Annotated in this window: 15 protein-coding genes and 1 tRNA gene; 10 read left to right on the forward strand and 6 right to left on the reverse strand. The window is 65.4% G+C overall.

Annotated features, from left to right (window positions below):
- Together VJ811_RS16385 and VJ811_RS16390 are read right to left on the reverse strand one after the other, a co-directional pair.
- The coding region (locus VJ811_RS16385; protein ID WP_324074333.1) for a S4 domain-containing protein at positions 1-182 on the reverse strand (182 nt) is incomplete at its 3' end.
- Positions 183-291: 109 nt separating this feature from the next.
- On the reverse strand, positions 292-2,364 hold the full coding sequence (locus VJ811_RS16390) for a protein-disulfide reductase DsbD family protein (protein WP_414711965.1): 2,073 nt from the start codon (positions 2,362-2,364) through the stop codon (positions 292-294).
- 85 nt (positions 2,365-2,449) lie between these two features.
- On the opposite strand from VJ811_RS16390, the gene VJ811_RS16395 reads away from it, so the two are divergent.
- Both VJ811_RS16395 and VJ811_RS16400 read left to right on the forward strand, forming a co-directional pair.
- Complete coding sequence (locus VJ811_RS16395) at positions 2,450-4,135, forward strand: alkaline phosphatase family protein (protein WP_324074337.1); 1,686 nt, start codon at positions 2,450-2,452, stop codon at positions 4,133-4,135.
- Between the two features lie 18 nt (positions 4,136-4,153).
- The gene (locus VJ811_RS16400) at positions 4,154-4,984 is read left to right on the forward strand and encodes a pyrroline-5-carboxylate reductase (protein WP_324074339.1); all 831 of its coding nucleotides are present in this window, start codon (positions 4,154-4,156) and stop codon (positions 4,982-4,984) included.
- 103 nt (positions 4,985-5,087) lie between these two features.
- Here the strand turns inward: VJ811_RS16400 and VJ811_RS16405 are convergent, their stop codons facing one another.
- The gene (locus tag VJ811_RS16405; RefSeq protein ID WP_324074341.1) at positions 5,088-5,600 is read right to left on the reverse strand and encodes a MarR family winged helix-turn-helix transcriptional regulator; all 513 of its coding nucleotides are present in this window, start codon (positions 5,598-5,600) and stop codon (positions 5,088-5,090) included.
- A gap of 78 nt (positions 5,601-5,678) precedes the next feature.
- On the opposite strand from VJ811_RS16405, the gene VJ811_RS16410 reads away from it, so the two are divergent.
- The 8 genes from VJ811_RS16410 to VJ811_RS19420 all read left to right on the forward strand — a co-directional run bounded on the left by VJ811_RS16410 (position 5,679) and on the right by VJ811_RS19420 (position 9,939).
- Positions 5,679-6,764, forward strand: coding sequence for a branched-chain amino acid aminotransferase (locus VJ811_RS16410; RefSeq protein ID WP_324074343.1), 1,086 nt, complete (start codon positions 5,679-5,681; stop codon positions 6,762-6,764).
- A gap of 56 nt (positions 6,765-6,820) precedes the next feature.
- Positions 6,821-6,895: transfer RNA gene (locus tag VJ811_RS16415), tRNA-Gln, on the forward strand.
- A 335-nt stretch (positions 6,896-7,230) separates the two neighbouring features.
- Entirely contained in the window at positions 7,231-7,407 is a 177-nt protein-coding gene (locus tag VJ811_RS16420) for a DUF3606 domain-containing protein (protein ID WP_324074346.1), read from the forward strand.
- A 10-nt stretch (positions 7,408-7,417) separates the two neighbouring features.
- On the forward strand, positions 7,418-7,795 hold the full coding sequence (locus tag VJ811_RS16425) for a hypothetical protein (RefSeq protein ID WP_324074348.1): 378 nt from the start codon (positions 7,418-7,420) through the stop codon (positions 7,793-7,795).
- 3 nt (positions 7,796-7,798) lie between these two features.
- Complete coding sequence (locus VJ811_RS16430; RefSeq protein ID WP_324074350.1) at positions 7,799-8,293, forward strand: hypothetical protein; 495 nt, start codon at positions 7,799-7,801, stop codon at positions 8,291-8,293.
- Positions 8,294-8,426: 133 nt separating this feature from the next.
- The gene (locus VJ811_RS16435; protein ID WP_324074352.1) at positions 8,427-8,921 is read left to right on the forward strand and encodes a hemerythrin domain-containing protein; all 495 of its coding nucleotides are present in this window, start codon (positions 8,427-8,429) and stop codon (positions 8,919-8,921) included.
- Positions 8,918-9,406 (forward strand): CinA family protein, encoded by a 489-nt coding sequence (locus tag VJ811_RS16440; protein ID WP_324074354.1) that lies wholly within the window; start codon positions 8,918-8,920, stop codon positions 9,404-9,406. Before VJ811_RS16435 ends, VJ811_RS16440 begins: the two co-directional genes overlap by 4 nt.
- 131 nt (positions 9,407-9,537) lie before the next feature.
- Complete coding sequence (locus VJ811_RS19420; RefSeq protein ID WP_324074356.1) at positions 9,538-9,939, forward strand: type IV toxin-antitoxin system AbiEi family antitoxin domain-containing protein; 402 nt, start codon at positions 9,538-9,540, stop codon at positions 9,937-9,939.
- Between the two features lie 20 nt (positions 9,940-9,959).
- On the opposite strand, the gene tnpC is transcribed toward VJ811_RS19420, so the two are convergent.
- From tnpC to tnpA, 3 genes are read right to left on the reverse strand one after another with little or no spacing between them, the layout of a single operon-like run.
- Positions 9,960-11,501 (reverse strand): IS66 family transposase, encoded by a 1,542-nt coding sequence (gene tnpC / locus VJ811_RS16450; RefSeq protein WP_324074357.1) that lies wholly within the window; start codon positions 11,499-11,501, stop codon positions 9,960-9,962.
- Positions 11,502-11,554: 53 nt separating this feature from the next.
- Positions 11,555-11,902 carry an IS66 family insertion sequence element accessory protein TnpB gene (gene tnpB, locus VJ811_RS16455; protein ID WP_324074359.1) on the reverse strand — a complete coding sequence of 116 codons (348 nt, stop codon included), beginning with the start codon at positions 11,900-11,902 and terminating at the stop codon, positions 11,555-11,557.
- Positions 11,899-12,318 carry an IS66-like element accessory protein TnpA gene (tnpA, locus tag VJ811_RS16460; protein ID WP_324074360.1) on the reverse strand — a complete coding sequence of 140 codons (420 nt, stop codon included), beginning with the start codon at positions 12,316-12,318 and terminating at the stop codon, positions 11,899-11,901. Before tnpA ends, tnpB begins: the two co-directional genes overlap by 4 nt.
- Positions 12,319-12,393 lie beyond the last annotated feature (75 nt).

A 12,393-nucleotide genomic window follows, 5' to 3' on the forward strand; every position in this document is an offset into this window, starting at 1 on the left:
ACCCACGGATGGTCGCGGCCCTTGACGCTGATCTCGGCATCTGCCGCAAGCTGCTGCCCCGCCTTGTCGATCTTGCGGTCGCCGACAAAGGCGAGTCCCGCGAGGATCAGCGCCTGCGCGCGTGTCCGGCTTTCGGCGAGGCCGCGGTCGACGAGCAACTGGTCGGCGCGCTGTTTGGCCATCACGCTGTCGCAATTAAATAGGGACAGTCCCTATTTAATTGCTTTCGCTGTCGCCTCCCGCCGGAAGTGCTGATTAAATAGGGACTGTCCCTATTTATTGGTGCTTCGGTCATCGGTCGGTCTTTTCCGTCAAAATTCCCGGCGTCAGAATCTGCGGCAGGATTTCGGGCTTCGCGGCGCCCGGTGCATACCAGAGATAGAGCGGCACGCTGTTGCGGCCATGTTCGGCGAGCGTGCGCGTGATGACCGGGTCGCCATTGGTCCAGTCGCCCACGAGCGTGACAACACCCGCCTTGTCGAACGCCTCCTGCACAGCCTCGCGGTTGATCGCGCCGGCTTCGTTCGCCTTGCACGACAGGCACCAGTCGGCGGTGAAATAGACGAAGATGGGTTTGCCGGTGGCGCGCGCCTTGGCGAGCGCGTCGGCAGAGAAGGATTTGCTCGCTGATGTTGCTGCCGGGCTGTCGCCAAAATCGCGCGATGTCAATTGGAGGATCGCCCCGGCTAAGGCGATCGAAAATATGACAGCGGAAAAAAACATGAGGCGCTTGCTCGACTTGCCGCGCTGGCGATCCCCATAGGCGCCGAGCAACAGCGCGGTCATCGACGCCACTGTGACGGGATAAACAACGGAGCTCCCGCTGAGTTGGCGATCCAGAAGCCAGAACAGGGCGAGCACCGTCAGGCCCATCGGTAATGCCATCCACTTGCGGAATGTAACCATCCACGGCCCCGGCTTTGGTAAGCGATTGCGAAGTGCCGGGATGAAGCCGATGGCAAGGAAGGGCAGGGCGAGGCCCAATCCGAGTCCGCCGAAAATCGGCAGCGCCGCCCATGTCGGAAGGACCAGCGTCGCACCGAGTGCCGCGCCGAGCAACGGGCCGCTGCACGGCGTTGCCACGAAAGCGGCGAGCGCGCCGGTCCAGAAGCCGCCCGCCGCACCTGCCTTGCCTGCGAGCGCTTGGCCGCCACCGAACGACGGCAATTCATATGTGCCCAGCAAGTTTAGCGTGATCGCGATGGCGAGGAGCAGCAGCACCAATACGCTGAGTGGGTGCTGCAACTGGAATGCCCAGCCGATCTGCTCGCCCGCCGCGCGCAGCGCGAGCAGGATGCCGCCGAGCGCCAGCGAGACGAGCACGGCACCGGCTGTATACGCGAGAGCCTCAATCTTCGCTTCGCGTGCCTCGCCGCCCGATCGCGCAAGGCTCAAGGCTTTCAGGCTCAGGATCGGGAAGACGCAGGGCATCAGGTTGAGGATCAGCCCGCCGAGGATGGAGCCGCTCAGCGCGGTCCAGAACAATGTCATATCGATCGCGTTCGGCGCGGCCGCAATGGGTTCGCCGGACAGCCGCACTGCTTCGGGTTCGAAGTCGACGGTCAGCCCGCGGCCGCCCGACAGTTTAAGCAATCCGCGAACGGCGCCCGCAGCATCGCCCTTCGTCCTGGTCTCGACGATGATCCAATCGCCGTTGCGGCTGAATTTTTGCGGCGCGGCATAATCGACCAGATTATCCGTCTCGAGAAAGAGATGTGGCCGGTCGAGTGCGGTGTCTTGGGGGAGGGGGATGGCAAAGCGCACCATGTCGCCGCGCCTTTCCCAACTGCCATGGCGGTCGAGCGGCTGCGGCAGCAGCGCGCGCCAGCCGTCGAAGCGGGTACGCTCAGCGGTCGCGATCTTGCCGTCGCCCGCCTTCAGCGCGACCGAAATCACCGCTTTCTCGGGCACGCACACCTTGTCGGTGCAGGCGAGCCAGTTCGCAACCCCCGACAATGTCAGGTCGGTGCCCGGCGCAACGCTTTTGTCGACCTGCACCTCGGCGAGCAGCGCATAGGGATGCTCATAGACATGGTTCATCATGCCAAAGAGGATCAGTGCGTCGGGCACCGGATAGCGGAAGGGCGCGATCGTCACCCCCTCGGGCGCGTTCCACTCGACCGACAGGCCGAACCCCGCGTCGCCGCCATTCGCCCAATAGCCGTGCCAGGTCGGCTCGGGCGCCATCGTCAACGCGAGCGTCGTGCTGCTGCCCGGCGCGGGCGCTGCCGACTCGGCGACCAGTTTCGGCTGGATATGCGTCGATTGCGCATGCGCCGGGCTCATGGTGACGAGCGTCAGCGCCAGCAAAACCAGCACGGTTCGCCATGCGCGTGTCACAAAAGCCTCACTTGTCAAATTCATGCCCTGCCCGCGCCCGTTCATCGTTCGAAGGCTTGCCATATAGGCGGCTTTCGACGAGAGCACAGCCCGCGCTGACACCCCTAGGTTGGAGAAGCCGTCCGTGAAGCTGAAATATCTGTCCACTGCCCTTGCCGCCGTGCTTTATGTTGCCGCTGCCGGAACCGGTCTCGCGCAGAATTCGGCGCCACCGGTGCAGAAGGTTACCGCCACGACCCCGGCGCCAAAGCTCGTCGTGATGATCGCGGTCGACCAGTTTTCAGCCGATCTCTTTGCCGAATATCGCGGGCGTTTCACCGGCGGCCTCGCACGGCTCGCATCGGGCATCGTTTTCCCGTCGGGCTATCAGGCGCACGGCGCGACCGAAACCTGCCCCGGTCATTCGACGATCCTGACCGGCAGCCACCCAGCGCGCACAGGGATCGTCGCGAATAATTATTTCGACCTGTCGGTCGCCCGCGAAGACAAGCGCGTCTATTGCGCCGAGGACGAGACGGTCGCGGGCACGACGTCGAAAAGCGGCCAATATGCGCCATCGGTGAACCATCTGCTCGTTCCGACGCTCGGCGATCTGATGAAGGCGCGCGATCCGAAGGCGCAGGTCGTCTCGGTATCGGGCAAGGATCGTTCGGCGATCATGATGGGCGGCCGGCAAGCCGACGAGTTGATGTGGCTCGTCCCGACCGGGCTCACCAGCTATCGCGGCACGACCTTGTCGCCGGCCGCGCAGCAGGCGAGCGCCGCGATCGCCGCCGCGATCAACCAGCCGCGCCCCGCGCTGACGCTGCCCGTCGATTGCACGACGCACGATATCGCGATCCCGGTTGGCGACAAGGGCGCGACGGTGGGCACCGGGCGAATGGCGCGTGACGCCGGCGACTTCCGCAAATTCATGGCATCGCCCGAAGCCGACGGCGCAGTGCTCGCGACCGCCGCGGCGCTGCGTCAGGTACGCAAGATGGGCGAGGGAAGCGGCACCGACCTGCTCATCGTCGGCCTGGCAGCGACCGACTATGTCGGGCACAGCACCGGCACCGAAGGCAGCGAAATGTGCCTCCAGATGGCGGGGCTCGACCGCGAGCTCGGCGACTTCTTTGCGCGGCTCGATGCCACGGGGATCGACTATGTCGTCGCGCTGACCGCCGACCATGGCGGCCACGACCTGCCCGAACGCAATCGCCAGAACGCCTGGCCCGATGCACAGCGCATCGACAAGGCGCTGAACCCCGGCGCGATCGGCAAGGAAGTCGCCGAAAAACTCGGCCTGCCGCAGCCCATATTCTATGGCGACGGCGACGATTATTATTTCTCGAAGGCGCTGACCGCGGCGCAGCGGGGGGCGGTGCTCGCCGAAATCCTGCCGCGGCTGCGCGCGCATCCGCAGGTCGAGGCGGTCGTGACGCGCGACCAGCTCGACGCGCATCCGATCTCGAAACGCGCGCCCGATACGTGGAGCCTGCTCGACAAGCTGCGCGCCTCCTACAACCCGCAGCGGTCGGGCGATTTCATCATCGCGCTCAAGCCGCGGGTCACGCCGATCCCCGAATCGGGCATCGGCTATGTCGCGACGCACGGGTCGGTGTGGGATTATGACCGCCGCGTGCCGATGCTCTTCTGGCGCAAGGGGCTCGCGGGCTTCGAACAGCCCAATGCGGTGATGACGGTCGATATCCTGCCGACGCTGGCGTCGGTCATCGGCGTGCCCGTCGATGCGAACAAGATTGATGGCCGCTGCCTCGACCTGTTGTCGGGACCCGAGAGCAGCTGTCGCTAAGACGGAAAAGAAGAACCTATGACCAAAGCATTGCGGAATTTCTCCGGCCGGCTCCTGCTCGTGGGCTGCGGCAATATGGCGGGCGCAATGCTCGATCGCTGGCTGGCGGCGGGTCTCGACCCGGCGCTGGTCGCGATCGTCGATCCCTATGCGGCGGCGCGCGCGGGCATCGCCCAGCACGCGTCGCTGGATGAATGGCAGGCCGCGGGCGGCAGCGCCGACTGGATCATGCTCGGCATGAAACCGCAGCAGCTGGGCGACGTGGCTGATGTGCTGGCGCCGCTCGCGACCGGCAAGGTTCATCTGCTGTCGATCCTTGCGGGCGTATCGCTGTCCGATCTGGCCGCGCGTTTCCCCGACGCGGGCGCGCAGGTCCGCATCCTGCCGAACCTCGCTGCGCGCATCGGCGCGGGCGTGTCCGCGGTCGCAACGCTGGGCGACGCCGACGATAAGGCGATCGACGCGCTGCTCGACACTTTGGGCAAGACGGTGCGCCTTGCCGACGATTCGACGATGGATCTTGTCACCGCCTTTACCGGCAGCGGTCCCGCCTTCGTTTTTCGCCTGATCGAATCCTATGCGGCGGCGGGCGAACGCCTCGGCCTGTCCGCCGAAGACGCGCTGGCGCTCGCGACCGCGACGTTCGGCGGCGCGACCGCGCTGCTTGCCGACAGCGGCGAAAAGCCGGGCGTGCTCGTCGCGCAGGTCGCGAGCAAGGGCGGCACGACGCAGGCCGGGCTCGACATACTCGACAGCGACGGCCAGCTGGCGGCGCTGCTGACGGGCGTGCTGCGCGCGGCGCGCGATCGCGGGCGTGAGCTGGCGGATATTGCGCGGGGCGAAGGCTAACCCCCCATAACCCGCTCGTGTCGAGCGAAGTCGAGACACCCATCAGTGCGGCGCCCAGCCGATGGGCATCTCGACTTCGCTCGATGCGAACGGAATAGGAGAGCTAACCCGTATCTTTCCCCAGCATCGCGATCCGGCGGCGCTCGCGCGGCGGGACCAGCGCCTCGCTGACCTGCCAGAACCCCGTCACCGCTTGCTGCCCCGCATGCGTATAGGCGCGGCTCATCGTGTCGCGCAGCGTGCCGAAAATCACCGTTTCGACCGCGCGGCCGGTATCGGTCAGGCGCAATTCCTTTTGCCGCCTGTCGCGATTGCCCGGGCGCGTCGTCAGATATTCGCGCGCCTCCAGTTCCTTCACCACCCGGCCGAGCGACTGTTTGGTGATGCCGAGCAGGGCGAGCAGGTCCGAAATCGTCAGCCCCGGCTGGCGCGCGATGAAATAAAGCGCGCGGTAATGCGCGCGGCCCAGCTCCTTTTCGGCGAGCCGCGCGTCGATCGCGCGCCACAGCGAGGCGTGAGCGAAAAAGAGGAATTCGATGCCGCGACGCACCTCGTCTTCGCGCAAGAAAAGAGCAGAGGCGGCGGGTACTTGTGAAAGAAAATTTTCATCCGGCATAGTCGCTACCGTTGCGCGCCGCGCCCGTCTTTGGCAAGAGGCCCGCTCCATAGACCCCAAAGCCACAGGGATTTTTTGATGTCCGCTCCCGCCTTCACCCATCTGCCGCACCCCAATCTGATCGCGGACGATGTACGGGCGGCGGCGATTGCCGACCCCGTCTTCGGGCGCGTCTTCACCGATCATATGGTGTCGATCCGCTATACCGAGGGGCAGGGCTGGCACGATGCGCAGGTGATGCCGCGCGGACCGCTGTCGCTCGATCCCGCGACCGCGGTGCTTCATTATGCGCAGGAGATCTTCGAGGGGCTGAAGGCCTATCGCCTCGACGACGGATCGATGGCGTTGTTCCGCGTCGAGGCCAATGCCGCACGCTTCAACGCCAGCGCGCGCCGCATGGCGATGGCCGAACTGCCCGAGGAATTGTTCATCGCCGCGGTGAAAGAAGCCGTCGCCGCGGACGCGAGCTGGTTCCCGCCCGTCGACGGCGGCGCGCTGTACCTCCGCCCCTTCATGTTCGCGAGCGAAGTGTTCCTCGGCGTGAAGCCCGCGGCCGAATATCAGTTCCTCGTCATCACCTCGCCGGTCGGCAATTATTTCAAGTCGGGCGCCCCCGCGATCTCGCTGTGGGTGTCGGAGGATTATACGCGCGCCGCGCCGGGCGGCACCGGCGCCGCCAAATGCGGCGGCAACTATGCCTCCAGCCTCGTCGCGCAGCGTGAGGCGATCGCCAAGGGCCACGACCAGGTCGTCTTCCTCGATGCCGCCGAACATCGCTGGATCGAGGAGCTCGGCGGTATGAACATGTTCTTCGTCTTCGACGACGGCAGCATCGTCACCCCGCCGCTGACCGGCACGATCCTGCCCGGCATCACGCGCGACGCGATCATCACGCTGGCGCGCGACGGCGGGCTGACGGTGCGCGAGGAACCCTATGCGATCGATCAGTGGCAGGCCGATGCGGAAAGCGGCAAGCTGACCGAAAGCTTCGCCTGCGGCACCGCCGCGGTGGTGACCCCGGTGGGCAAGGTGACGCGCGGGCAGAGCAGCTTCACGATCGGCGCCGGCGGCCCGGGACAAGTGACAACGAAGCTCAAGGACAAGCTAGTCGACATCCAACGCGGCCGCGCCGCCGATCCGCATGGCTGGGTTACCCGGCTCTGACTGGCTAGCTTGCCAAGCGGCCGAGAGGCGCTATAGACGCGCTCGCACCGGCCTGTTGGGGCGTCGCCAAGTGGTAAGGCAGCGGCTTTTGATGCCGCCATTCGCAGGTTCGAATCCTGCCGCCCCAGCCAGCCGGTGCTTAAGCTATTGATTTTGCTGGCTTGACCTAAATCGCCAGCCAAATTGTGCACCTGATTGTGCCAAATCGCTGTAACTTGGACAGGGCAGCGGTGAATTTAGCCGGATCCATTTGCGCGACTGCCTGCGCGAGCCGATGCGCGAAATCCTTGACGCCCCCGCTTCGGAACGGTGGCGGAGCGGGGGCCGCTTCGGCTTGGGGACGCGGGTGCGGTGCATGAGTCCAGGCCTCGAATCGGACGCCCTTCGTTTCGTCGGCCGCGGCCGTGCGTGCAACTTGCCCGAATCCCGTTCGTTGCCATCATCGAAAGCAAGAAAGGAGGCCGGCATGGCAGACGGCAAGATAATTCGCGGTCCGCAGGATCGCTCGCGCGTCGCGATGGGCGAAGATTATGAAATCGATTACCGGACCGGCAAGTTCGGGGTGAGCCGCGAGCGGCTCCAGGGAGCGGTCGATGCGGTCGGCAACCGCGCCGATGCCGTCGAGCGATATCTGACGCGCTGAAGGTCCGGACGTGGGCAGGTCGATCGCCGGCTGGAAGCTCGAAGCGTCCGAGCGCGACCGGTTGCTCGTGCTTTTTCCCCCGCGCTATCCGCGTCTCATCGCCGATCATGTCACGCTGCGCTTCGGGACCGACGGCGCGACGCCGCTGCCTGCAGAGACCGGTGGGGCGGTCGTCGGCGAGGCTGATGACGGCGCGGGCGTGCAGGCGCTCGTCGTCGCGATCGGCGGCACGACCGCGCGCGGCGACGGGAGCCACTTTCATATCACCTGGTCGCTCGGGTCCGGGCGCGCGGCGAAGGAAAGCAATGACGTGATCGCGGCATCGGGATGGCGGCCGATCGACCCCGCGGTGCCGGTCGCGCTGAGGCCGCAGCGCTGGGAGGCCTGAGACATGCAGCTCTATCTCGATTGCGACGGGGTGCTCGCCGATTTCGAGCGCGGCGCCACCGAGTTGCTCGGCATGCCGCCGCGCGCCTATGAAAAACGCCATGGCATCGCCGGCTTCTGGCGCGAGATCGCACGTCACCCCGACTTCTACGGCACGCTGCCGCTCATGCCTGACGCGATGGAGCTGTTCGCGGCGGTCAGACATCTGCTTCCGGTCATCCTCACCGGATTGCCGCGCGGCAACTGGGCGGCGCCGCAGAAGATCCGCTGGGCGGCCGAACATTTTCCCGGTACGCAGATCCTGACCGTGATGGCGGTCGACAAGCGCAATCATGCGCAGGCGGGCGATATCCTTGTCGACGATCAGCTGAAGCATGCGCATCTCTGGGAGGGCGCCGGCGGCATCTTCGTCCATCACCGCGATGCCGCGAGCAGCATCGCGCGGCTGCGCGAGCTGATCCCGGGTGAGATGGCGCGCGCCGGCGCGCTACGCGCCTGACGCCACGCATTTTTCCATACTGGATCCTTGCCGTCGGGTCGCGCTGGTGTGAGCGATGCGCGGTCCGCCGGAAACTTTCCGCCGTCTCTCTCGTTCTGAGCGAAGTGGGGGGCAGCAATGGACGGAGACTGCAATGGAACGCCCCGACACCGACGCCACCCATATTCTCGCCAAGGATCACCGCCGCGTCGAAGGACTGTTCGAACAGTTCGAAGCGGCCAAGGACAGCGATCAGAAGGCCAGGCTCGCCAGCCAGATCTGCACCGAACTCAAGATCCACGCACAGGTCGAAGAGGAAGTCTTCTACCCGGCGCTCAAGGGCAAGGTCGACGAGGATCTTCTCAAGGAAGCTTATGTCGAACATGACGGCGCGAAGATATTGATCAACGACATCGAGGCATCCGGGGCCGGCGACGAATATTTCGAGGCGAAGGTCAAGGTGCTGTCCGAAGAGATCAAGCATCATGTGAAGGAAGAAGAAAAGCAGCACGACAATATGTTCCAGCAGGCGCGCGCCGCCGACGTCGATCTCGACGCGCTGGGCGAGCAGCTTCTCGCGCGCAAGGACGAGCTCAAGCGGCAGGCCGACGCCGAAGGCCTTCCGCCCGCAGCATTGGCAACGATGTGATCAGTCCCTCGGCCGACGATAGCGCTGCCCGCGATCTCGCGGCGGCGCTGCAAGATACGGATCTGAAAATCGCGACTGCCGAGAGCTGCACCGGCGGCCAGCTTGCTGCCCATTTTGCGCGCGACGCCAATCTCGGGTCGCATCTCGAGCGCGGGTTCGTCGTTTATTCGATCGATGCCAAATGCGAATTGCTCGGCATCGAACGCGCGCTCGCCGAGCGCTGCGAAGCGGTAACCCCCGAAGTGACCGCCGCGATGGCCGAAGGCGCATTGGCGCATAGCCATGCCCGGCTGGCCGTTGCTGTCACCGGATTTTGCGGCCCGCAGGAAAAGGACGAAGAGGTGGGCCTCCTCTATGTCGCGACTGCCGGTGCCCGAGGCACCAAAATCGAAGAGCATCATCTTGGGGATATCGGCCGCGAGGCCGTGCTGGACGGCGCCGTGACCATCGCGCTCGCCATGCTGACCGAGGCGGTGCGCGGCTAGAGAGGATTGCCCGCAGTGCCGCGGGCCCGGACGCTCGCATTCGGGCGCTCGTCTTCTGCGGAGTGGGCGTCTTCCGCCAATGCGAACAGGGCGCGGACAGGTCGATTGTCAGATCGGGCCGTGTCGCGGATATGCGTGCCGATAAGAGTCGAAGGAAAACGATAATCACTTCTGAAAACGGTGTTTCGCTAGGAAGTGAAGAGAGCAGTGGGCAAGTGCCTTCTGATGTACTGAAATGGCTCCGCGACGACGGTGGTGACGAGTACCTGTGGTCGGAAGACTCTGAAAAACCACAGAAACATAGGCGTACTCCAGCGAAGGTTGCTTTGGAGAGCTTCAAGCACTCGGAACGGCGACCCCGATTATCATTGCGGGAGCGTGCAGTTGAACTGGCCAAACGGAATGGGATCGTCCGGACCAAAGATTTGGAAGTCATCGGCGTTCCCCGGCAATATCCTCCCATGATGTGCAGGGAAGGGCTTCTTGTCCGCGTTGGCTACGGTGTCTACAGAGCCGCTGCCGAAGGTAGGTAAGCGTGGTCTGAAGGCCGCAGTTACGCGGCCTGAGCGATCTGCTGCTGCTCGGACTTCCAGTTCCACGGCATGAGTTCGTCCCATCGGGACGCGGGCCAGCCTGAGGCGATCTTCTCGATGACGTCGGCGATATAGGCCTGCGGCTCGACCCCGTTGAGCTTCGCCGTCTCGATGACGGAGTAGATGGCGGCGGCGCGTTCGCCGCCGGCCTTCGATCCGGCGAACAGCCAGTTCTTGCGACCGATGGCTATCGATCGGATGGCGCGCTCGGCGATATTGTTGTCGATCTCTGCCTGCCCCTCGCCGGTGTAGCGGGTGAGCGCATCCCATCGCTTGCGGCCATAGGCGAGCGCCTTTGCCATCGTCGACTTGGGCGACAGGCGGCGTAGGGCGTCGTCGATCACGCCGTGAAGCGCGTCGATCTGTGGCATTGCTTGCTCTTGCCGGTGTCGGCGCCGGACATCGGGCGGCTGGCCGCGGACGTCCTCTTCGATCCGGTAGAGCCCGGAGATGCGTGTCAGAAGATCCGTGGTGAGCGGCGTCGGGCTCGTCTGGTGGCACTCGAATATCTTGCGCCGGAAATGGGCCCAGCAGGCGACCTCCTGGATGGGGCCCTCCTGGTAGAGCTTGTCGTATCCGGCATAACCGTCGGCCTGGAGAAGCCCGGTGAACGACCTGAGCTCGCTCTGGGGATGGATACCGCTGCGATCGGGCGTGAACCGATACCAGGCGAGCGCCGGGGTGGCGGCGCCCGATGCACGGTCATCGACGACATAGGCCCAGAGCCGCGCCTGCGCAGTCCGGCCCTTGCCCGGCACGAGCATCGGCACCGGTGTGTCGTCGGTGTGGAGCTTGGCGGCCCTCAGCCCTTCCTCGCGGATCCGGCTCACGATGGGATCGAGCAGATGCGCGGCCTGGCCCGCCCAGCCGGCGAGGGTCGAGCGATCGATATCGATACCCTGTGCCGCCATCATCTCTGCCTGGCGATAAAGCGGGAGATGGTGATCGAACTTGTGGACGACGACATGGGCGAGCGTGGCGAAGCTCGCCTTACCGCGGGCGATCGCCTTCACTGGCGCCGGTGCCTGGACGATCCTGTCGCAGGCGCGGCAGCTATACTTGGGCCGCACGGTGCGGATGACGCGCCACTGAACCGGGGCAATGTCGAGCTGCTCGTCGCTGTCCTGCCCGAGCGGGCGCAGCGCGCCGCCGCAATCGGGGCAGGTGCAGCTGCCGGCCTCGGGCTCGATCCGCCGTTCAGCGCGCGGCAGATGATCGGGCAAGGCCCGCACCGGTGAGGGTCGCTCGGCGGGTGCCCGTTCGGTCGTTCGGCTATCGGCGACCTCGGCTTCGCCTTCGAGCTCCTCGAGGGCAAGCTCGAGTTGCTCGATCTGCAGCGCGAGCTTCTCCGACGACTGGCCGAAGGTCATGCGGCGGAGCTGGGAAAGCTGGTGGCGGAGGGTATCGATCAGCGTATCGCGGGCCGCGAGAGCGGCTTCGAGCTCGGCGATCCGGGCGTCTTTGTCGATGCTGGAAGAGGCTGGTTCCGACACCCGGAACACCTAGCAAAACGGGCTCCGCAAAGCCAGTAAAACCCTCACTAATCCGCCACTTTTTACCCTGCAAGCAAAGGCGTCGCAGTGCGTTCTGGACGCCGCCAGTCGATGCCTTCGAGCAGCATCGAAAGCTGCGCCGCGGTGAGGCTCACCTTGCCGGCCTTGGTGATGGGCCAGACGAACCGGCCCCGGTCCATGCGCTTCGAGAAGAGACACAGGCCCTGGCCGTCATACCAGAGCAACTTGACCAGATCGCCGCGCTTGCCGCGGAACGCGAACAGCGCCCCCGAGTGCGGGCTCTTCTCCAGCACCTGCTGCACCAGCACCGCGAGGCCATCGAACCCCTTGCGCATGTCGGTGGCGCCGCAGGCCAGATATATCCGTGTCGTCGGCGGAAGCGGGATCATCGGGCAAGGACGGACATCACCCGGGCCAGCGCGTCGGCATCGACCGCCGCGTCGACGGTGATCCGCACGCCTGACGGCAGCTCGATCCCGATCTGGCCACTGCCTGCCGTTGCCGTGGCCGGCGCCGACACCTCGACCTCGGCGAACGATGGCACCGGCGTGCGCTTCGCTCCCATCAGATCGCCCGTCAGTGCCTGCCGGCGCCACGTATAAAGCATCCCGCTGCCGACCGCGTGCCGCTGGCACGTCGCCGAGACCGAGCCGTCGGGGCCAAACGCCTCGCGCAGGATCGCCAGCTTCTGATCCACCGACCAACGGCGACGACCGCCAACGAGCGCGATCCGACTGCTCATACGATCACTCATATGACCGGTCACAAGAGCACTCGCTCCCGCCGCTCCGATATCCTCGCTCATCACCGCTCCTCGCAAAGAGCGGCTATCAGCACTGCAAAGCGGCTTCCCGCAAGGCGGCCTTCAGGACACGGTTAC

The organism is Sphingopyxis sp., from assembly GCF_035250425.1.
Taxonomy (GTDB): domain Bacteria; phylum Pseudomonadota; class Alphaproteobacteria; order Sphingomonadales; family Sphingomonadaceae; genus Sphingopyxis.